We start from the raw sequence: 19,976 nt of genomic DNA on the forward strand, positions 1-19,976 counted from the left end.
GATGTATCCGGCAATCGTGTAAATAACATCGATGAGATTCATATCGTCTTTCTTTCGAGAATCAGGCTAGGGACCATTGGCCGTAATCGGGCTTGAGAATTACATTGATGTCGACGGCGATGCCGTCGACCTTTCCCTTGTCGATCTGCACTTGATGTAGATGTGCGGCGGGGTGCCGGAAGCCTTTCGGAGTGCCCCAATTGTGCTGCCAATACCACTGCCCGAGCCCGGCAATGGACGCCAATTCGATGGTCGGTGAATTGGCGTAGATTCCGGTGTTCCCGGCTCCGACGACAGATTGCCAGCCGAGAATGTACGGCGCGATCATCGTGGCGAACTCGACCGCGGTGGGATTATCGTCGATCGAGGCGTAGATCGGTCGGTTCTGCGGTCCGCCGGCGGCTCGATGCAGTTCCATGCCCCGGTTCGCATGCTTGACCCCGGCCGCGTATCCGTCCCTCCAGTCGGACGTTGCACCCTTGCCGAACTGATAGTTGGACACCACTTCCAACCCTGAGTCGGTCAGCGCATCGGCCTCGTCGCGCTTCATCGGCTTGCCGAGCATCCATTCGGCACCGGGTCTGCGATCGGAGACATAGCGAACGGCACCGAGGTGGCCTGCCGCTTTGATCGCCTCCGGCGAGGGGACCCCGGCCGAGTAGTCGACAAGCGTGCCCAACCCGTCGGCGTGCGCTGCAGAACGGGCGCCCAACGTCGCCAGTCCGACGGCAGTTGCCGACCCCACCGCCGCGTATTTGAACAAGTCGCGTCGTGAAACGTGCACTTCAAGCCCCCCACATAGGTAGGTCGATTCGGCGTGTCGCACCGCTGATTTGTGTGCGCGCTGATACATTTTCTAGTTTTGGCATTGCACCACACTCACACCAGTACCGCTAGTCACTCCAGACTCCACAGTCCCATTTGTCTCTCTCTGCACAAATGCTCCAGCACGTACCTTCGCCGGCCCACGCGGGCACAACCTACTGTGGAATCATCGGTTCAGGACGATCGAAGGAGATATTTTCATGGGCGTAACGCTTGCCAAGGGCGGGAATGTGTCGCTGACCAAGGAGGCCCCCAACCTCACGGCAGTATCGGTCGGCTTGGGGTGGGATGTCCGCAACACCACGGGCGGCGACTTCGATTTGGACGCGAGCGCAATCGGTCTGGACTCGAACAAGAAGTCGGTAGACGATCTGTTCTTCGTGTTCTACAACAATCTCCGCTCGCCCGACGGCGCCATCGAGCACACCGGCGACAACCGAACCGGCGAGGGTGAGGGCGACGACGAGAGCATCAACATCGACCTCGTAGCACTCTCGCCGAAAGTCGAGTCGATCGTGTTCCCGGTCTCGATCCACGACGCCGATTCTCTGGGCCAGAATTTCGGCCAGGTCGTCAATGCTTTCATCAGGGTTGTCGATCGCGCCGACAATCGTGAGTTGGCTCGCTTCGATCTCAGCGAGGACGCGTCGACCGAAACCGCCATGGTGTTCGGGGAGCTGTATCGACGAGGTCAGGAATGGAAATTCCGGGCAATCGGGCAGGGTTATGCATCCGGGTTGACGGACATTGTTCGCGACTACGGAATCAATGTCGGTTGACCGACTCGAGGAAATCATCGGTCTGCGGCGGGTATCGATTCAATAACCGAGGACCTCTGGGCTTGAGAATCCATGCGTGAGTGTGGTCGGATCACCACATTCGTAACATTGGTTTCATCAGTCACAGGAGTAACACATGTCGTCTCGGTTCGGTCGAATAGCTGGAACAGTCGCACTCTCCTGCGCAGCGTTGCTCGCGCTGCCTGCCACTGCGACAGCAGATCCTGCGCCAGTGGATCCACTGGCGCAGGCAGTGGCTGCACTTCAGCAGCAGGGCACCTCGGCCACCGATCCTGCGCTCGCCGCAGCAACCGCGATCTCGGGGGCCCGCACTGCGGTCGCCGACGACGTCGACGCCAACCCCCTCGCGGCTCTCGACGCCGCCAACAAGATCCTTACCGACCTCGGTATCACGCCGTTCTTCTACCCGACAGCGGCCATCAATTGCGCTTCGGTTCCGGGCGTACCCTTCGGCATCTCTCCCGCGGTAGCGGGAGCAGCGGGCGGGCCTTGGCCGAATGCGAAGGCGCCACTGCTTCCCCCACTCAACGCTGTGGAGAAGGGCGAGACGATGTTCGCCTTCCTCCCGGCGGGCATCGTCGATGACTCGGCGAACAAGGCGGGAATGCAGGTGGCGTGGTTCAACGTCAACACCTTGAAGGGTGGATTCGCCGACATGGGCGGCGCCACTACGACGTTTGTCGACTCGATACTCGACAATGCCAAGCTCGACCCCATCACTACCGAGTTGCTACGTGGAGCGTTGAGCACTGCTATCGCCAAGTTGCCTGCTGCCGGGGCGCGCCTCGCACCGGTGGAAACCGGCTCGGGCACCGTTCTCGCAGCTGTGTTCGGCAATGTCGAACACAAGACTGCCGACGGCGTCAACAACTGCTTCTACTTCCCGACCGTCGGCTTGGTGAACGTCGGCTGACGCTCCCAACTATCGGATCGTGAACCGAAGAAATGCGGCGCCGCTCTCGCGGCGCCGCATTTTTTCTCGAACAAACTTCTACCAACACCCATGGGGCGGAGCTGAAGTCACGCGGAGCTCGGTGACAACCGTCCGACGCTGCGCAGGCCCGCGACCGTGGCATCGAGCGTATCGAGAGACCCGCGGTAGTGCACTCCCAGATCTTTCTCGCTCGGCGAATCGTCGGAAGGCGGCATCTGCGTGTAGTACTGCATCGCGGCCTCAGAAATCGGTGACCGAGACACGGGGGTCTCGATCGGTGACACCGAGTCGACGATGTCGGATGCTCGTCCCAGCAGTCGCAACGCGAGATCGGGAACGGGGACCGGAAGGACTGTCGTCCCCGTGATCTTCCTCAGCATCTCAGCAATCGACCCGATCGGTATCCGCTTCCCACCCACCATGTAGCGACGCGGCCCACGACCGGGTTCGAGCAGAGCCGCATGCACCGCCGCGAGATCACGGACGTCAACGACGGTCCAGGCTGCGCTGCGTCCCGGCAGCATTCGCATTTTCAGGGCAGATTCGACGCCGTCGGCGGCTTCACCGAATTGGTCACCTGCAGGAGGGCCGAGCACCATGCCGGGGTAGGTGATGACGACCGGCGCACCGCCGTCTTGCATTCCGCGTGCATAGAGGTCGACCTGGGACTTGGTGCGTCCGTAGGCATCGGTTCCGCCGACGACCGGAAGATCGGCGCGAAGCATTTCCAACCCCGGCCGAAACAGGGCCGTAAAGCTCGAGACGTGCACGATCGGATCCAGGCCCAGTGCGGCGGCAGTTCCGAGCACGTTCTCCGCACCCAGCATGTTCGTCGCGATCATCTCTTCGGCACGAGATGGATCGGTGGCGACGACGGCTGCGGCATGAACGACACTGTCGCAGCCATCCATTGCTTGCGAGATCGAGTCGGCGTCGGTGATGTCACCGAGGCGGAAGTCGCTTACGTCCAGGCCTATCTGGGCCGCGCTCGTCTGCAATCTGTCGGGATTTCTGACCAGGAAACGAACTTCGTGTCCGGCGTCGACGGCTGCCTTCGCGGTCCATGCCCCGACGAAACCGGTACCGCCGGTGACGAGCACCCGCATCAGCTCTCCTTTGTTCGTGTTTGTGCTGCCTCGAGAAGCTCTGCCAGTGACTCGCCCATCGCGTCGGCGAGCCGGTCCAGATCTGGTGTTTGTTCGCGGTCTGCGATCAGACCGATGTCGAGGCGCCCGTCACCGGACATGACGGTGATGTTGAGACCGGCACCGTGCAAGATCGGTCCCAGAGGAAACATCCCGGTCACTTTGGCCCCGAGGAAGTACAACGGCATCGGCGGACCGGGGACATTCGACATCACCAAGTTGTGCACGACGGGGTGATGCTTGGCGAGATCGAGCGCCGCGTAGGCGCGCATGGCTGCGGCAAATGTTGCGGGAGATGCAAATTGGGCCCAGTCCTGCAACAAGGTCGCACCGATCTCCTTGTTGTGATCCTTGCCGACCTCATGGCTCGCGGAGATAGCGAGCAATCGTTCGACCGGGTCGTCTATGTCGGTGGCCAGAGATGCGAACATTGCCGATACCTGATTGGTTCCCGGTCTGCTGCTTTTCTCGTGTACCGAGACCGGGACGACGGCGATGAGCGAATCCTCCGGTAGACCATCGGATTTTTCGAGGTAGATGCGGATTGCACCCGCGCACATTGCCAGCACGACGTCGTTCACTTTGGCGTCGAATGCGTTCTTGATTTCCTTGACGTCGGAGAGTTTCAGTTGCTCGAAGGCGACGCTGCGGTGCCGACTCAGTGTGCCGTTGAATTGCGTTCGCGGCGCTGCGAACGGCGCAGGCATAGCGCGTCCGCTTCGGGCCCGCCCGATCCATCCGGTGAGGGTTCGTACCGTGGCGGGAAGAATACTGAGTGCCTGCAGTGGCCTGCTCGCGAAGGACACTGCACTTCCCACCGCAAGGTCGAAGTTGTTGACCGATCCGACCCCCGGTGATGGTGGAAGTGGTTCCGCATCCCGATCGATGCTGCACAGTAGCGAAATAATGTTCGCTGCCGAGATTCCGTCAACGGTCGAGTGATGCATCTTCAGGAAAATGGGGGTCTTGCCGTTCTTCGCTCCTTCGAGCACCCACATCTCCCACAGCGGCCTCGAACGGTCCAGGGGCTGCACGGCGAAATGTGCACATGCCGCCGCGATTTCGTCTTTGCCGGCGGGCGCGGGGAGGGTCATTCGATGGAAATGCTTGTCGATGTCGAAGTTCTCGTCTTCGACCCAGACAGGGTGGTCGAGATTGAAGACGCTGTCGTGGAGCTTCTTACGGAGCGTTGGTATGCCCTCCAGTCGACGCACCAGCTCGACCTTAAGGGCATCGGCGTCGTAGTCGACGTCATCACCCACCGCTTCGAGTTCGATGAGACCGCACACATTCAGTGGCTGCTCAGGAGTTTCGAGGTATAGAAAGCTCGCGTCCAATCCGCTCAACCGTTCCATTCGATTGACATTAGAACGCGTTGCAGTTTCTCGCTGAGATTTCGACTATTCTGTGCAGATGTCCGGACGATTGCACCCGACCGACGCCCAGGCCTATTGGATGTCTTCGAAGATTCCGAACGACCAATTTCTGCTCTATTGCTTCGACGCGAGTGCCCCTGCCACCGACGTCGTCGATCAACTCGTGTCGAATGCCCGAAGCATCCCCGAACTAGGTATCCGCTTCGCCGACGCTTTCGGTTTTCCACGCACCGTATCTATGACTGTCGGACCGCACCAGGTCATCACGCATACTCTGCCCGACGGCACGTGGACAGGATGCCTGCGAGCCGTCGCCGAGCTGTTCGCTCATCCTGTCGATCCGCTCGAAACTCCCTGGCTGCTACATCTTTTCGGATCCGTCTCCGGCGCCCCACGATGCACCGGACCCGCACTCGTTGCAGTGCTACAAGTTTCACACGCCCTCGGCGACGGGCGTGTCGCCTCCTCGCTCGCACGACAGCTCCTCGGTGAACGTGATTCGTCCTCCCCGCTGCGCAACCCCCGCGGACGCTTCCGCCCCATCGAGTTCGTCAAGCAATCGCGCCGCGCCCAAGCACTCGAGAGGACACTCGCCGCCGACACCGCTGCGGGGTTGATACCCCCACAGTCACCTGGCAGGGAGAAGATCCGCGTCAACGTTGCCCCAGCGGGCGAGAGAAGCATCCGAACCGTCGTCCGAGACCGTGCCGAGCTGAGCGGCCCCGGGGTCACCGTCACCGTCGGCGCCATTACGGCAGTGTCCATAGCGCTGTCGAACTATCTGAGACGCTGCGGCGACTCTGTTCCGGAGCGGCTCGGCGCAGAGGTCACGCTGGGAAAGCGTGGGCCGCGGCGGGCACGCAACCACTTTCGCAATGCAGGTATCGATCTCTACCCTGCCGTCGTCGACCCGCTCGAGCGAGCGAAGCACATTTCGGCAGCCCTCCGCGATCGTCGGGCGCGTGCCGATCATCCCGCCATGGCCGCGCAGGCTCTCGCGTCCGAGATGGTGCCCGCCGTACTACTGCGATGGGGAATCCGTCAGTTCGACGCCACCGTGTTACCCGATTCGGTCACCGGCAATACTGTCGTGTCGAGTGTCGATCGAGGAGCCGCCGATCTCGTCTTGGGCGGCGGGCGCATCCGCTTCACCGCAGGCTTTCCGGCACTGTCCCCGGTCATGAGTCTCACCCACGGCGTTCACGGCATCGGCGACGTGGTGACCATCAGCGTCACGTCGAGCGCCTCGGCGGTGGACGACCCGGATGTCTACGCAGGGCTCCTGCACGACGCGGTCGACGAGATGGCCGCGCGCCTCGGCAGAGGTGTTTGACAGACACTTCTCAGCATTGTGCGGGTGCTGGCCTCAGACTCCTCGCGCATGCTGGTGAATATGACTCAGATGACGGTTCTCGCGATCGGTGGCACCGGGGAATCTCACCCGGACGACGACCGCACCGAGGTCACCGGGCTGCTGAGCAGCGTCACCGGCGAATTGGACGAAAGATTCGACGGAAGGTGGGTCGGTTACCCCGCGTCGTATGGCCCGGTGGCAGTCGGTGGCCTCAGCTTCTCGCACAGCACCGAGCTCGGTGTCCGACGTCTGATCTCGGCGATCCAGGTAACCACGGGACCGATCGCGCTCATCGGCTATTCCCAGGGCTGTTCGGTTATTCGCGAAGTATTGGGTCTTCTCGCACGGGGCGAGGTGCACCTTCCTGCCGTCGCCGCCGCCGGGTTGATCTCCGATCCACAACAACCTGCGGGCGCCGTGCCCGAATGCTCGGGACGTGGGGTTGCCGGGGACGGACCGACGCTTCCGGACTCGGTGGCGGTGATCTGGATCGGGCAACCCGCGGACATGATCTGCAATGCAAGCGAAGACAGCTACATTCGCGACATCGCCGACCTGACCCGGTGGATGTCTTTTCGCACTCCAAAAGTGTGGCTACAGCAGCTGTGGATACTGTTGCGTAGCAATGGTTTTCAAAATGCCGCCAAGACACACCTGTCGCCGAAGCAGTGGCGGACAGACATACGACGCCTGCGCGTCGCCGCCACCGAGCTCAGCGGATATCTGCCCCGGACACTGGTATGGCGGAGGTGGCGAATATCCAACCCGTCCGGAGATCGCCACATCGCCTATGCGAGTGAGCCTCTCGATGCGAGCGGTCTGACCGGTTGCCAAATCCTGGCGCAGTGGCTGCAGGTACAGGCAACGATGGCCCCGGTGTCATACGCAGCGTGAGTCTAGGTCAGCGCAGGCACAGACAGAAGAGATGACCGACGGGATCGCGGAAGACGGTGAAACTCGGCTGATCGAGTGGCCCGGTCACTTTCGTGGCACCGAGTCCGACGACGAATTCCTCCGAGGCGGCCATGTCGTCGACGACCAGATCCAAATGAATCTTGATCCCCTCCGACGGCCATTCCAGCGGAACGAAGTCCTCGGCCAGTTGGAATGCCAACTTGAGATTGCCCGGACCTTGAAGGATCGTCCAATCCTTCTCGGATCGGACGATGTTCCACCCGAGCATCTCGCCGTAGAACCCGGCCAGTGCTGCGGTGTCGGGGCAGTCGAGGACTACGTAGTCCATGTCGATCGCAGGTCGTGTCATGGGTGACAGCGTAATGAGAAGAATGTCTTCAGTGGCCGAAGGGCCGCGATTCCGGTGATACGCGCAGTCAGATGATCCACCAGGCGGCGTAGGGCGGCATCCATACCGAACCGAACTCGTCGGCCACCAAATCGTGTTGTGCGAGAACTTCCCGAGGGTGTTCGACGCCGAGATCGAGAACATGCGAGTACGGAAACGGCCGATGCTCGGCGGTCATGTTGAAGAGTGCGAGGAAGGTGCCACTGGGGTGGCGTCGGCGGACCACCAAGAGGCCGTCGTCGAAGTCGGTCGGCAGATCCACCGGTGCCTCGGCGTGCAACATCGGCAGACCCGCGCGGACTTTGGCGATGCGGGCGATCCCGTCGAACACCCGCTGCTCGTCGGTGCCGGCGATCAGACGTCGCGCGCGGTCTTCGTCGGTGACGCGGGGACGGTGGACCCAGCGATTGTCGTCCCCGTGCCCGGGTTCGGCAGCCCACTCCGCGTCACCGGGGGATCCCAGCTCGTCGCCGCTCCACACGACGGGGATGCCACCCCACACCGAGATGACGGCGTGCGTGAGAAATATACGGGCGAACGCTCCGTCCGGGTCCAGCCTCGACGGGCCGAGTCCGCTCAATGCTGCTGAGGTGCCGCTGATTCGGCGGTCGTCGGTCTTTTCGTTGTGTTGAAATACGAGCCCTTCGGCCCAGGAACCATCGAACTCACCGCTGTACCACTCGGCGAGAAAGTGACGGTGCCCTGCGCCCGTCAACCCCAGTGCGGTGGCGTCGCCGTCGTCGATCGCCCAACCGATGTCGTCGTGGGATCGGACGTACGTCACCCAGGTGCCGCTCGACGGTGTCGGGGGCAGTGTGGCGAGGGCGTGCCGAGCGAGCGCGGTACTGCCGGTTGCCAGCATCGACCACACCTGCACCATCAGACTGTTGTGATAGGCGATGTCGGAGACCCGACCGGTGTGTGGACCCAGCCCCAGGTAGGGCATCAGATCTCGAGGTCCGACGATCGCTTCTGCCTTGAACAGCACCGCCGGCGCAGCGAGCCGTGCGGTTGCCCGCAGGGCCTGGGTGATGGCGTGGACCTCGGGCTGATTCTGACAATTGGTTCCGAGCCGCTTCCACAGGAACGCGATCGCGTCCAGCCGAAGAACTTCCACGCCGAGGTTCGCAAGGTGCATGACGATGTCGGCGAACTCGAGCAGCACATTCGGATTGGCCCAGTTCAGGTCCCATTGCCACTCGTTGAAGGTGGTCCACACCCACTCCCCCATGCGGTCGTCGAAGGTGAAGCTGCCCGGCGCGAAGTCGGGAAACACCTCGGGCAATGTGCGTTCGAACGAATCCGGTGTACTCCGATCGGGGTAGATCAAGAAGTAGTCCCTGAACTTCTGATCACCGGAACGTGCTTTTTCTGCCCACTCATGCTCGCGCGCAACATGATTGACGACAAGATCGACGACGAGGCTGATTCCACTCTCGCGTAGCGTTCTCGCCAGTGCGCTCAGGTCCTCATTGGTTCCCAGGTCGGGGCGGACCGATCGGTAATCCATGACCGCATAACCGCCGTCGTTGTCCCCTGGTCGCGTCGCCAGTAGCGGCATCAGGTGCAGATACGTCACGCCCAGTTCGGTGAGATGATCGAGTCGCTGTCCGAGACCCGCCAACGTCTCTCCGTACCGCTCGACATAACAGGCGTAGCCGAACATGTCCGGCCGCTGGAACCAGTCGGGCCGAAGAAGCCGGCGTTCGTCCAACCGGTGCAACTCCGGCGGGCGTTGCGCAAAGCCGGTAGCAGCAGCTTCCACCAGGCGTGACACTACGGCGTCGGGGTCCGGATAGATCGCTGTGACGGCGTCGTGCAGATCGGGCCACCACAGTTCGTACCTGAGCTGAAAAGTTTCTCGTCGATGGGCCGGGAGACCCTCCAGGATCTGGAGCGTAGCTGCGGAGTGGGCCGGCGGGACAACCATGCCTGCATCATGGCACGACGGCACTGTCGATGCGCTCGAGATCCGATGCCCTCGAGATCGGAGAGGCACACTGTCGGAGTGAAGATCACCGACGCACAGCGCCGAGCCCATCTGGCTACCCGTCACTTCGCGGACTCCCCCACCGCCGAGGACGTCGCCTCTTCGCTGCTGGCCTTGCACGCTACCGACCCTGCGACGGTCTACTTGTCCGTGCTCGCCCGCACCCGGTCGCTGTCCATCGAAGATGTCCGCACCGCCATGTACGACCGGCGGAATCTGGTGCGGCTCATGGCGATGCGCCGCACCCTGTTCGTCGTCGCGCACGACGACGTCCCGATCATCCATGCGGCAGCAAGCCTCGGAGTGGCCCGAACGATGCGCGCGAGACTGATCAAAGAGGTGTCGACGCTTCCGACCGACCCCGTCATCGAGGATGTGCAGGGTTGGCTCGATGCCGTAGAGAAGCAGGCAGAAGACGCGTTGAGGGCCGCCGGGTCGGCAACGGGTGCGGAGTTGTCGGCTGCGGCGCCGCTGCTGAGGACCGCGCTACTTCCCACGACCGACAAGGCGTACGACGTCAAGCGTTATGTGACTTCGCAGGTGTTGTCGATGATGGCCGCCGAAGGACGCATGGTGCGTGTCGAACCTCGCGGTTCGTGGACATCCCGTAGACACGCATGGGCACCGATCGATCAGTGGTGGCCAGGCGGCATTCCGCCTCTCGACGAGGCCGAGAGCCGCCGCGAGCTGGCAAGACGCTGGCTCGACGTGTTCGGGCCCGCAATGCTCGACGATGTTCAGTGGTGGACCGGGTGGAACAAAACTCAGACACGAGCCGCGATTGCAGGCCTCGACACCGTCGAAGTGGAACTCGACGCCGGCGACGGGATCATGCTGGCCGACACGGTCATTCAGAAGGGCGGGACCGGGGTGATGCTGCTGCCCGCGCTCGATCCGACACCGATGGGGTGGAAGCACCGCAACTGGTACCTCGGCGAACACAAAGCTCCACTGTTCGACACGTACGGCAACATCGGCCCGACGATCTGGTCCGATGGCCGCATCGTCGGCGGCTGGGCCGTCACCCCCGCCGGTGAGGTGGTGACCGAACTTTTCGAGGAGGTCGGTTCGGGAGTCAAGACAATAGCCGCCGAGGCTGGAAGGAGAACCGATCTGCTCGACGGGAGCGCGGTCATCCCGAGCTTCCCGACACCGCTGGAAAAGCGGCTTCGGGGTAAGAAGTAGCAGCTAGCTCTGAAGCTGCGACGGGACCGACACGATCACCCGGCCCGAGCTGCCACCGGTCAGAAGTGACACGAACGCCTCGGGAATGCGATCGATCCCATCGAATACCGTGTGCAGGCTGCGGACTTTGCCCTCGCGCAACCAACCATCGACCTCGGTTTCGAACTGGTCGCGAAGATCCTCGTGTGACGTGACAGCGAAGCCCTTCATGGTGAGTTCCTGGTAGATGAGCCTGCGATAGTTTGCCGGACCGCCGCCGTCCCCCACCGCACCGCAAATCACCGCTCGACCACCGAAGTTCAGTACCTCGAGCGCGGCCTCGAGTTGCTCGCCGCCGACGTTGTCGTAGTAGAGGTCGATGCCGTCGGGCGCAGCATCGCGCAACAGATCGACCGCAGGGCCGTCATGTCGATTGATGGCTTTGTCCGCACCGAGTGTGTCTGTGAGGAGCACGACCTTGTCGTTGGAGCCGGCGACACCAATGACGGTTGCTCCACGCGCCTTGGCGAACTGTACGACGCAGCTGCCCACTCCGCCTGCCGCGCCGGAGACGTAGACGACGTCCTCGGGCTGCACATCACCGACGTGAATCAACCCGGTGTATGCGGTGAAACCGACGTGCCCGAGCACCGTGAGATGAGCGTCGAGGCCCCCATTCGGCTCCGTGTCGGTAATCTTGCGCAGCTCATCGGCTTCCACGACAGTGGTCGTGCACCAAGGGACCTTGCCGACGGCGAGGTCCCCGGGCTGAAAACCCTCGACGCCCGACTCGAGCACTTCGACTACCGCGTCACTGGACGGGACATCACCGACGCCGATCCCCGGCCCGTATGCCGTACCTTCACCGCCGAGGCGGTGAGCAAGCCCCGCGTTGAGACCGAGTCGCCTGACACCTACAAGAACCTGCGTCTTTGTCGGTGAAGGGACTTCTGTGTCGAACATGCCGAAGTTGTCCGCGCGGACACATCCGTCCGGCAGCGCCGTCAACTGCACTTCTCGACCGAGCATATTTCGACTGTACGGAGTCGGTCTGAATCCGCACACACATGGGCGTTCGGCGGTGGGTACGGGTCAGCTCTCGGGAACGCGCTCGTCGCGACTGGACCTGTGACGGTCTGGCGGGACGGTGTGACCACCCGCTCGACGCTCGACCCGCACCAGAACGTCATCGCGCCGTGACCGAGCGATCCATCGTCGTCGGATATGAAGTCGCGGCTGCGACCGTGAGCTGAGAACTCGAATGCATTGGGCACGTCGGGACCGGTGGCCTGGCTGCGGGCCGCACCGGTCCCGACGTCTTCGCTCCTTACCAACCCAATGGAAGGACGGCACAAAATGAAGTTCGAAGACCTATCGCCCGCCAAACTCGACCGACTCGACACCTCCCTGCATGAAGCCGGTCATTGTGTGATGGCCGGTGGCCGGATCATCGAGGTGCGGATAAACGATGACGACCTCGAAACACCGGGTCACTGCATGCACGTCGCTGTTCCTGACGAGCGACAGCGTGAGGTCGCGTACAGCGGACTATAGGTCGCGACCCGCTGGCAGCACGGATCACGACTCGTGCTCTCGAACTTCCTCGATGGCTTGCGGCAGAATTCCCACCATTAGTACGACGTGGCGCGGAGCGATCAAGGTCCGCCGCGCGAAATCGAGAACACCCTCGAAGGTATCTAGCCCGCGATCACGACGCTCGCCAAGCAGTTGTTCCTCGACGGCCGTGCGGGGCATAACGCCGTGCTCGCCGCACTCAATACGAGCGGCGACCGCCAGCACGACAACGCGGCGCGTGCGTCCATCCGATGCGGCGACTGGTCACCCGACGCCACGTGGCCGTCTCCAGGCTCTCTCTCGTGGGACGTCGAATCGATCTGCTGAGCGATCGGCGTGGTTGACTCGCGCCATGAACGACGACGCGCAAACTAACGACCTTGCATCGCCAGTCGATTTCGACGAGATCAAGAAGACGATCGACGCGAACAACGCGGCAGCCGACCGTCTCTTCGTGCCATCTCCATTGATCGAGCGTCTTCTGTGGCAGGTCTGCGGGGCATGGGAAACCGTGATCGAGGAGGTGCGATTCTTTCACTACGTCCTCGACGAAGACCCACCGAACGAGCCGCCGTTTCCTCGGCCGGACGGTGAGAACGTCGCCCGCGATATGCGCAGAATCGCACGAAAGATCAACCTGGTGCTACCGAACGACGCGATGTGGACTGCGGAGTGCAAGCGAGCAAAAACCATGCGCGACGACCTCGGACACATGCTTCACTTCCGGTCAGTCGACGGCACGACCCCCGAACAGACCGTGACCTTCGTCCGAGTGCCGTACCGCGAGGCTGACGAGATGTCGACCGATGGGCCCTCCGGGTGGGCGCGACACAACCGACGAACGGTGACAATCACGGAACAGGACACACGGAAAGTATTGGCCGGTCTCGCGTGGGTCAAAGAGAGCATTTTCGGGCTGAGGAAGTTCGGTATGGAGTTCGCCACGTGGCCCGACGACCGGTCGATCGAAGACGTCCTCAGCATCTTGCCGTGGTGGGTCGATACGTGGGGTCCGCAGCCGGGCGACGAGGGATGGACAGCACCTACTATGCGGCAGATGCGCATTCACCCGAAAGCTGACTTCGACGCGTCACTCCCGCCCGACATGAGACCCGAGTTCTGACGCGGGCGACGGGTCAAGACTTGGCAGCGAGTTCGACTTCCAAGCAATTTAGAACTCGCTGGCAATAGTTCACACCCGTGTGGCACATGCTCACGTACGCGGCCACCGTGCGTTCGTGACGGGTGCGTCTTCCGCGGCCCGCGGCGCCAGCTGGGTCATGTCCATGTCGTGCGCAATCTCGTTCCGCGCTTTGAACAATGGATTAGGATTGCGCGAGTCGATAAACAACTGACGTTGATCTTGTAACCCTAAGGCCGCGAGTGTAGCGATGACTTGCGTCTGAGACTGGAGACTGGAACCTGTAAGACTCTCGATACAGGCGTCACGCAGGACCTGCTCGGGACTACCCGCCACCATTAACTTCATCAGTTTTTTGCCACGCGCAGGCACGGAACGCTCGACCTGAATCGGTATGCAAGAGCGGAGTGCACGCTTGAGTACCGAGTCAACCCCGGCCCCCGCAAAAACCACTGCTGCCCGAAACAGGTCGTGCTCGGCATGTGTGTGGCGACCGCGTCCCGCATCGCGCTTGGCCCTCAGTGCAGGTTATGTCTCTTCGACTAGATCGCCATCGAATCATAGGCGCTGGCCAAGTACCGCTGAGCGACATGCACGGGAGAACTTGGATCGACAGCAGTTGGTTCGGTCCTGGAGATTGGCCATGATGAAGGTTCTTCATTCGCGGGTTAAGTGCTCACGAAGTGGCGAATTCCCAGCTCAGTTGCTCGGAGCCTGGACTGCATAATGCGCGGTTCACGGAAGGTGAAATGTGGCTCGTCCGTCGACAGCGTCACGGAGCGGCTGGGGGGCCGGTAAAGCCGAATTCGGGTTCCAATCAAAGAGAATCATGGCAGTGCCATTCAGCTGATCCCATGCCCGCTCTGGTGTGTAGGCGGCGAGCGCAGTAATCCATTTATACTTCGCATTCGGCCAGATCCGTTCAGCAAACATTGGCAACACCCAAGCCCATTCGAGTCTATGGTGCCCAAGTCCTAGGACAATGATATTCGGTAGACCGTCAACGGTCTGCCGACGCTTCCGGTCCAGTGCCTTTCTCAAGGAAGTAGCGGCGTCATCGAACGCTCGCTCGCTGAACTGCGGACGCACCGAAAATCCAAACGGCTTCTCAACGCTCCCGACTGCACCCATTCCAAAGCCCTCGGCTGCCTGCGGACTGCCCGTCATCTCGTCGAAGGATGAGAAGACAGGGAATTCGGCCCACCGCAGAGTTGCTTCGCCATCCGAGAGTGTGATCGTAATGGTCCCGTCCGTAGCCCTCATCGTGTCGACTACATCGGAGTTCACAATCGCCTCGATGTCGGCGCCCCCCACCTTGAGCGGTAAACCCAGTTCGACCTGGCGGGCCAACCCCGCACGCCCAAGGCGGGCTCTCAGCCTGAGCGAGATCTGCTCTTGAGCAGCATCCCAATCTCTCAACGATTGCCAATGCCACACAGTGACCTCGATGGCGATGTCGCCACTTGGAAGGCGGAAGCCGAAATCCGGCGACTTCGGCTGATCGGCCGAGCCAATTTTCTCGACGGGAACCATAGGCTCAAACGAGATCGGACTCATAGCACGCGACAGGATGAAGGCCACTTCGAGCTCGGCTAACTGCTCAGCAAATACCGCGTCGCTCAGTTCGCTGAATAGCCGCTTGGATTTCTCAAAAAATATCGGCTCGGATCGGCTTGTGACGTTTCTGCAGAGTCTGTGAAAAATACTTGCTATGTATATGAGGTAGCAAGCAGTTTGCGTTCCTTCCTGAGTCCACCAGACACGCAGTGGTCCAATCGGATTGTCCGGCCAGCTTTCGATTTCCAGCTTTGCGAAAAGGTCTCGATAGACTTCCCGAGCGCCTTCGAGGTCATGCTTCCCGAACCGGGTTCCGTCAAGGTCGGGGGTCGTCTCGAAGAATCCACGGGGCTGAAACTCGTGATCGCTGCCGTTGTCGCTCAACCCTGGCTCTTTCTACTTTGGCTTTCATACCATTAGCAAAGGTTTCTAAACGTTGAAGCGGAACTCCACGACATCCCCGTCGACCATGACGTATTCCTTGCCTTCGATCCGGACTTTGCCGGCTGCCTTGGCTGCGGCCATGGATCCGGCCTCGATGAGGTCGTCGAAGCTGACGACCTCTGCCTTGATGAATCCACGCTCGAAGTCGGTGTGAATGACGCCGGCGGCCTGAGGCGCGGTGGCACCCTTGTTGATCGTCCACGCGCGGGCCTCTTTCGGGCCTGCGGTGAGGTAGGTCTGCAACCCGAGGGTGTGGAAGCCTGCGCGAGCCAGGGCGTCGAGACCCGGTTCTGTCTGGCCGACGGATTCGAGCAGTTCGGCGGCAGATTCGGCGTCGAGCTCGAGCAGTTCGGACTCGATCTTCGCGTCGAGGAACACAGCGTCTGCGGGTGCGACGAGGCGGGCGAGTTCGCCGACCTTTGCGTCGTCGGTGAGCACGCTCTCGTCGGCGTTGAAGACGTAGAGGAACGGCTTGGTGGTGAGGAGTTGGAATTCCTTGAGCAGCTCGAAGTCCAGCTTGTCCTTCTGCGAGAACAGCGTCTTGCCCTCGTTGAGCACTGCCTGGGCGGCAATGGCGGCGTCGAGCGCAGGCTTGCGGTCCTTCTTGATCCGCGCCTCCTTCTCCACGCGCGGGATTGCCTTCTCCAAGGTCTGCAGGTCGGCGATGGCCAGTTCGGTTTCGATGACCTCGATGTCGGCGGTCGGATCGACACGGCCGTCGACGTGCACCACGTCGTCGTCAGCGAAGACGCGAACGACCTGGCAGATGGCGTCGGCTTCGCGAATGTTCGCGAGGAATTTGTTGCCGAGCCCGGCGCCCTCGGAGGCGCCCTTGACGATCCCTGCGATGTCGACGAACGACACCAGTGCGGGCACCAGCTTCTCCGAACCGAAGACCTCGGCAAGCTTGCCCAGCCGCGGATCAGGCAGCGCAACGACGCCGACATTGGGCTCGATGGTCGCGAACGGGTAGTTCGCGGCCAGCACATCGTTGTTGGTCAGCGCATTGAACAGGGTGGACTTGCCGACGTTGGGCAGTCCGACGATTCCGAGGGTGAGGCTCACGGTCTATGGAGTCTACTTTGGCCCAATGTCCCGACAGTGCCCGGCCAGCAGTGACAGTCGGTGAGCCGAAGCGATGTCTCTGAGACAAGCCATCCCGTGGCGGAATATCGGGAAACTACGCAGGCAACGCCGCGCGTCCTGCAGTTGGAACGGTCTACATCGGAAGCCCAGGGAGACCGTCGATACTCGTCATGTTCTTCTGAGCGCGGTACTCGACCATCCCCTGCTCGCCCTTCTTCTCTGCATGGAGACGGATCAATTCGCGTTCGCCGATCTTGTCCATGACGGGAACGCCCCAGCCACAAGAATCGCTGATTCTGCTCACATCTACCGTGATCACTGCTCGTGTACTCGGACTGGTCGGATGGAGCGCCACCACTGTCTCGAATGCTGCATCACCCGGCAGCGAGACCGACCCTTTGCCGTGTAGACGGACTATTCGCGGACGACTGTCGAACGAGGCGAACATGACACACACTCGACCATTTTCTCGAATGTGCGCAATGGTTTCCACTCCGCTTCCGGTGTAGTCGACCCAGGCGACTCGGTGATCGCTCAGCACCGAGAACGAATCATGGCCGCGGGGTGAGACATTGACGTGTCCGTCGTCGTCCAGCGGGGCAGTTGCAACAAACCACATCGGTTGCGCATCGATCCAAGCCTTCAGATTGTCGTCGATGATCTCGAATATTTTCCCCATGGCGCAGAGCATAACTACGAGGGAGAACTTCACGAGCGATAGTTTCGTGGCTGCGCAACGAGAAACCGACTCTGCCGAGTCCGGGTGTGACCGCTAGCTATTGGCGACGATCAGCGCGATCAACAGGATGTACAGCAGGAAGAATCCGAAAAAGAGCCCGAGTGACAATTTGCCGAAGAATCCGGCGCGCTTCGAGGAGTACTCCGCGCCCTGGATGTCCCCGATCAACCACAGTGGGTGAACTTTCAATGCGTGGTTGAACGCCGAGATCGCCAGCGGCCAGAAGAAGATGACAGCGACCACTGCCCAACCGGCATTGGACGGCGGCATCAACGGTGTCTGCACATAGGGCTGTGCATAGGGCTGCGCGGACGGATAAGGCTGCTGTTGGTACTGCGGCTGCTCGAACGGACCCGACATTTTCAATTCCCCGATGATCGATGAGAGTCGAATAGTACGACGCCGAACCGACGCCTGCGGAGCACAGGTTGCCGATGAAAGGAGACTCGGCACGATCGGACCTGCACACCGATGGCCGATTTCCGCTAGCGCGGCGCATCCACCGGTGACACAGTGGATCGCATGGAGTTGGACTTCGAGCGGTGCTATCGGGCCGTATCTGCACGTGACACCCGCTTCGACGGGCAGTTCTTCACGGCCGTCCGCACGACGAGTATCTACTGCCGCCCGTCGTGTCCGGCAGTCACGCCCAAGGCGAAGAACGTGCAGTTCGTTGCGACAGCCGCGGCAGCGCAGCAGGCCGGCTTTCGCGCCTGCCGACGCTGCCAACCCGACGCGACCCCCGGCTCACCTCAGTGGAACATCAACTCGGACTTGACCTCCCGAGCCATGCGACTCATTTCCGACGGTGCGGTAGAGCGTGGCGGCGTGGACTCACTGGCCGATTCACTCGGGTACTCCACCCGTCAGCTGACGCGGGTCCTCAGCGCCGAGATCGGAGCCGGACCATTGGCATTGGCACGAGCGCATCGGGCGCACACGGCTCGAACGTTGATCCAGACCACGACGATGACGATGACCGACATCGCCTTCGCGTCCGGGTTCTCCAGCGTTCGCCAGTTCAACGACACGGTCCGTGAAGTATTCGCGGTGAACCCCACCACGCTGCGCATCGAAGCCACCCGAACGAAGACCCTGTCCAGCAACGGGACCGTCACGCTCCGACTCCCCTACCGCCAACCTTTGGACCGCACCTGGCTCGAATGGTTCCTACGCGGTCATGCTGTGCCCGGCGTCGAGTCCTTCGACGATCGAACCTACCGCCGATCCCTTCGACTCCCACACGGACATGGCATCGTCGGACTTCGGATCGAAGACGGCTACGTCGACACGACGTTGAGCCTGCGCGATATGCGCGACTTGGCCCCCGCCGTAGCCCGGGTCCGACGCCTGCTCGATCTGGATGCGGACCCGGAGGCCGTGGATACCGCCCTGTCCGCGGATCCTGCTCTGGCACCGAATGTTGCGGCACACCCGGGCATACGCGTCGTCGGAAATGTCGACGGCACAGAGTTGCTGTTACGGACCATGATCGGCCAACAGATCTCGCTGGGTGCGGCTGCCACGCATACCGCGCGCCTGGTCGAGGCACTGGGCGAGCGGATCGAAGACCCGGGCGGCGGCACCATCACCCGACTGTTCCCCGACGCGTCCGCCGTCGCCGAACACGGACACGAAGTACTCACCGGCCCCAAGGCACGAGTAGGCGCGATCATCGGGGTGGCCGACGCGATCGCGTCGGGCAAGATCGAGTTGCACGTCGCGCGATCGGCCGAAGACCTCGAACGAGACCTTCTCGCACTCAAAGGCATCGGCCCGTGGACCGCCCGATACGTGGTGATGCGCTTGCTGGCCGACCCGGACGTGCTGCTCGACACCGACCTCGTTGTCCGTCAGGGCGCCGAAGCTCTCGGGATCCCCCTCACCGATACGAGCCGATGGGCTCCGTGGCGTTCGTACGTCTCGATGCACCTGTGGAATATCGCACTCGAAAGAAGAGGACTAGGACTATGACTGCAACTGCAGCCACCATCGACACCCCGATCGGACCGTTCACCGCCATAGTCGACGCCGACGGCTGCGTGCTCGCGTCCGGATGGACGGCAACCATCGAAGACCTGCAACCGCTGATTCATAAGTCGTTGCGGCCCAGCGATATCCGGATGGTGTCGAACCTCGGCAGTATCACCGCGGCAATCGAGGACTACCACCGCGGCGATCTCACGGTCATCGACGACATACCCGTCGCGCAACAATCCGGAGAATTTCTGATGTATGCGTGGAAAGTGCTTCGGACCGTTCCCGCCGGATCGCCGGTGACGTACTCGGAGTTCGCGGATATGGCCGGCCGCCCGGCTGCCATTCGCGGCGCGGCATCGGCCTGCGCGCGTAACGCAGCGGCACTGTTCGTTCCATGTCACCGCGTCTTTCGCATCGGTGGGGCACTCGGCGGTTTCAGATGGGGTTTACCTGCGAAGACCTGGCTTCTGGCGCACGAGGCGGCTTGAGGATTGAGCGCGCCGACAGTTGGGTAGTACAGCCAACCGAGACGTTAGAGTCACTCGGGTACCCGAGTCCGAAGC

Annotated in this window: 19 protein-coding genes; 9 read left to right on the plus strand and 10 right to left on the minus strand. The window is 61.8% G+C overall.

What is annotated here, in order from left to right; translation table 11 throughout:
* Positions 1 to 61: 61 nt before the first annotated feature.
* Entirely contained in the window at positions 62 to 784 is a 723-nt protein-coding gene (locus BJI47_RS09180) for a DUF1906 domain-containing protein (RefSeq protein WP_254900479.1), read from the minus strand.
* Positions 785 to 1,025: 241 nt separating this feature from the next.
* Between BJI47_RS09180 and BJI47_RS09185 the strand changes: the two genes are divergently transcribed.
* Together BJI47_RS09185 and BJI47_RS09190 are read left to right on the plus strand one after the other, a co-directional pair.
* Positions 1,026 to 1,604, plus strand: coding sequence for a TerD family protein (locus BJI47_RS09185; protein ID WP_088943418.1), 579 nt, complete (start codon positions 1,026 to 1,028; stop codon positions 1,602 to 1,604).
* Between the two features lie 136 nt (positions 1,605 to 1,740).
* Positions 1,741 to 2,538 carry a hypothetical protein gene (locus BJI47_RS09190; protein ID WP_088943419.1) on the plus strand — a complete coding sequence of 266 codons (798 nt, stop codon included), beginning with the start codon at positions 1,741 to 1,743 and terminating at the stop codon, positions 2,536 to 2,538.
* Between the two features lie 107 nt (positions 2,539 to 2,645).
* Here the strand turns inward: BJI47_RS09190 and BJI47_RS09195 are convergent, their stop codons facing one another.
* Together BJI47_RS09195 and BJI47_RS09200 are read right to left on the minus strand one after the other, a co-directional pair.
* Positions 2,646 to 3,665: an SDR family NAD(P)-dependent oxidoreductase gene (locus BJI47_RS09195; RefSeq protein ID WP_088943420.1), complete on the minus strand. Its 1,020-nt coding sequence runs from the start codon at positions 3,663 to 3,665 to the stop codon at positions 2,646 to 2,648.
* Positions 3,665 to 5,059 (minus strand): wax ester/triacylglycerol synthase family O-acyltransferase, encoded by a 1,395-nt coding sequence (locus BJI47_RS09200; RefSeq protein ID WP_088943421.1) that lies wholly within the window; start codon positions 5,057 to 5,059, stop codon positions 3,665 to 3,667. The genes BJI47_RS09195 and BJI47_RS09200 overlap by 1 nt, the downstream gene beginning before the upstream one ends.
* A gap of 58 nt (positions 5,060 to 5,117) precedes the next feature.
* On the opposite strand from BJI47_RS09200, the gene BJI47_RS09205 reads away from it, so the two are divergent.
* Both BJI47_RS09205 and BJI47_RS09210 read left to right on the plus strand, forming a co-directional pair.
* Complete coding sequence (locus BJI47_RS09205) at positions 5,118 to 6,413, plus strand: WS/DGAT domain-containing protein (protein WP_088943422.1); 1,296 nt, start codon at positions 5,118 to 5,120, stop codon at positions 6,411 to 6,413.
* A 60-nt stretch (positions 6,414 to 6,473) separates the two neighbouring features.
* Positions 6,474 to 7,328 carry a PE-PPE domain-containing protein gene (locus BJI47_RS09210; protein WP_088943475.1) on the plus strand — a complete coding sequence of 285 codons (855 nt, stop codon included), beginning with the start codon at positions 6,474 to 6,476 and terminating at the stop codon, positions 7,326 to 7,328.
* Positions 7,329 to 7,335: 7 nt separating this feature from the next.
* Here BJI47_RS09210 and BJI47_RS09215 read toward each other — a convergent pair whose 3' ends face one another.
* Together BJI47_RS09215 and BJI47_RS09220 are read right to left on the minus strand one after the other, a co-directional pair.
* Entirely contained in the window at positions 7,336 to 7,698 is a 363-nt protein-coding gene (locus tag BJI47_RS09215; RefSeq protein ID WP_088943423.1) for a VOC family protein, read from the minus strand.
* Positions 7,699 to 7,765: 67 nt separating this feature from the next.
* Complete coding sequence (locus tag BJI47_RS09220; RefSeq protein WP_088943424.1) at positions 7,766 to 9,667, minus strand: alpha-amylase family protein; 1,902 nt, start codon at positions 9,665 to 9,667, stop codon at positions 7,766 to 7,768.
* A gap of 78 nt (positions 9,668 to 9,745) precedes the next feature.
* Here BJI47_RS09220 and BJI47_RS09225 point away from each other — a divergent pair, with 78 nt between their 5' ends.
* Positions 9,746 to 10,912 (plus strand): winged helix DNA-binding domain-containing protein, encoded by a 1,167-nt coding sequence (locus tag BJI47_RS09225; RefSeq protein WP_088943476.1) that lies wholly within the window; start codon positions 9,746 to 9,748, stop codon positions 10,910 to 10,912.
* 3 nt (positions 10,913 to 10,915) lie between these two features.
* Here the strand turns inward: BJI47_RS09225 and BJI47_RS09230 are convergent, their stop codons facing one another.
* Positions 10,916 to 11,920 (minus strand): NADP-dependent oxidoreductase, encoded by a 1,005-nt coding sequence (locus BJI47_RS09230; RefSeq protein ID WP_088943425.1) that lies wholly within the window; start codon positions 11,918 to 11,920, stop codon positions 10,916 to 10,918.
* Between the two features lie 327 nt (positions 11,921 to 12,247).
* Here BJI47_RS09230 and BJI47_RS09240 point away from each other — a divergent pair, with 327 nt between their 5' ends.
* Complete coding sequence (locus tag BJI47_RS09240) at positions 12,248 to 12,445, plus strand: hypothetical protein (RefSeq protein ID WP_125458681.1); 198 nt, start codon at positions 12,248 to 12,250, stop codon at positions 12,443 to 12,445.
* Between the two features lie 373 nt (positions 12,446 to 12,818).
* Entirely contained in the window at positions 12,819 to 13,589 is a 771-nt protein-coding gene (locus BJI47_RS09245) for a hypothetical protein (RefSeq protein WP_088943428.1), read from the plus strand.
* A 753-nt stretch (positions 13,590 to 14,342) separates the two neighbouring features.
* Here the strand turns inward: BJI47_RS09245 and BJI47_RS09255 are convergent.
* The 4 genes from BJI47_RS09255 to BJI47_RS09270 all read right to left on the minus strand — a co-directional run bounded on the left by BJI47_RS09255 (position 14,343) and on the right by BJI47_RS09270 (position 17,793).
* Positions 14,343 to 15,548 carry a hypothetical protein gene (locus tag BJI47_RS09255; protein WP_088943430.1) on the minus strand — a complete coding sequence of 402 codons (1,206 nt, stop codon included), beginning with the start codon at positions 15,546 to 15,548 and terminating at the stop codon, positions 14,343 to 14,345.
* Between the two features lie 45 nt (positions 15,549 to 15,593).
* A complete protein-coding gene (gene ychF / locus BJI47_RS09260) occupies positions 15,594 to 16,673 on the minus strand; it encodes a redox-regulated ATPase YchF (RefSeq protein WP_088943431.1) in 1,080 nt (359 codons plus the stop codon).
* Positions 16,674 to 16,827: 154 nt separating this feature from the next.
* Positions 16,828 to 17,373 carry a pyridoxamine 5'-phosphate oxidase family protein gene (locus BJI47_RS09265; protein WP_088943432.1) on the minus strand — a complete coding sequence of 182 codons (546 nt, stop codon included), beginning with the start codon at positions 17,371 to 17,373 and terminating at the stop codon, positions 16,828 to 16,830.
* A 93-nt stretch (positions 17,374 to 17,466) separates the two neighbouring features.
* Complete coding sequence (locus BJI47_RS09270) at positions 17,467 to 17,793, minus strand: CD225/dispanin family protein (protein WP_088943433.1); 327 nt, start codon at positions 17,791 to 17,793, stop codon at positions 17,467 to 17,469.
* 162 nt (positions 17,794 to 17,955) lie between these two features.
* Here BJI47_RS09270 and BJI47_RS09275 point away from each other — a divergent pair, with 162 nt between their 5' ends.
* Positions 17,956 to 19,407 (plus strand): AlkA N-terminal domain-containing protein, encoded by a 1,452-nt coding sequence (locus tag BJI47_RS09275; RefSeq protein WP_088943477.1) that lies wholly within the window; start codon positions 17,956 to 17,958, stop codon positions 19,405 to 19,407.
* A complete protein-coding gene (locus tag BJI47_RS09280) occupies positions 19,404 to 19,901 on the plus strand; it encodes a methylated-DNA--[protein]-cysteine S-methyltransferase (RefSeq protein ID WP_088943434.1) in 498 nt (165 codons plus the stop codon). The genes BJI47_RS09275 and BJI47_RS09280 overlap by 4 nt, the downstream gene beginning before the upstream one ends.
* Positions 19,902 to 19,976 lie beyond the last annotated feature (75 nt).

This window comes from Rhodococcus sp. 1168 (assembly GCF_002091955.1).
GTDB lineage: Bacteria > Actinomycetota > Actinomycetes > Mycobacteriales > Mycobacteriaceae > Rhodococcoides.

Coding starts and splice junctions, on each gene's coding strand:
- BJI47_RS09185 (WP_088943418.1), top strand. CDS start 1,026: ATGGGCGTAACGCTTGCCAAGGGCGGGAATGTGTCGCTGACCAAGGAG.
- BJI47_RS09190 (WP_088943419.1), top strand. CDS start 1,741: ATGTCGTCTCGGTTCGGTCGAATAGCTGGAACAGTCGCACTCTCCTGC.
- BJI47_RS09195 (WP_088943420.1), bottom strand. CDS start 3,665: ATGCGGGTGCTCGTCACCGGCGGTACCGGTTTCGTCGGGGCATGGACC.
- BJI47_RS09200 (WP_088943421.1), bottom strand. CDS start 5,059: ATGGAACGGTTGAGCGGATTGGACGCGAGCTTTCTATACCTCGAAACT.
- BJI47_RS09205 (WP_088943422.1), top strand. CDS start 5,118: ATGTCCGGACGATTGCACCCGACCGACGCCCAGGCCTATTGGATGTCT.
- BJI47_RS09210 (WP_088943475.1), top strand. CDS start 6,474: ATGACTCAGATGACGGTTCTCGCGATCGGTGGCACCGGGGAATCTCAC.
- BJI47_RS09215 (WP_088943423.1), bottom strand. CDS start 7,698: ATGACACGACCTGCGATCGACATGGACTACGTAGTCCTCGACTGCCCC.
- BJI47_RS09220 (WP_088943424.1), bottom strand. CDS start 9,667: ATGGTTGTCCCGCCGGCCCACTCCGCAGCTACGCTCCAGATCCTGGAG.
- BJI47_RS09230 (WP_088943425.1), bottom strand. CDS start 11,920: ATGCTCGGTCGAGAAGTGCAGTTGACGGCGCTGCCGGACGGATGTGTC.
- BJI47_RS09240 (WP_125458681.1), top strand. CDS start 12,248: ATGAAGTTCGAAGACCTATCGCCCGCCAAACTCGACCGACTCGACACC.
- BJI47_RS09245 (WP_088943428.1), top strand. CDS start 12,819: ATGAACGACGACGCGCAAACTAACGACCTTGCATCGCCAGTCGATTTC.
- BJI47_RS09265 (WP_088943432.1), bottom strand. CDS start 17,373: ATGGGGAAAATATTCGAGATCATCGACGACAATCTGAAGGCTTGGATC.
- BJI47_RS09270 (WP_088943433.1), bottom strand. CDS start 17,793: ATGTCGGGTCCGTTCGAGCAGCCGCAGTACCAACAGCAGCCTTATCCG.
- BJI47_RS09275 (WP_088943477.1), top strand. CDS start 17,956: ATGGAGTTGGACTTCGAGCGGTGCTATCGGGCCGTATCTGCACGTGAC.
- BJI47_RS09280 (WP_088943434.1), top strand. CDS start 19,404: ATGACTGCAACTGCAGCCACCATCGACACCCCGATCGGACCGTTCACC.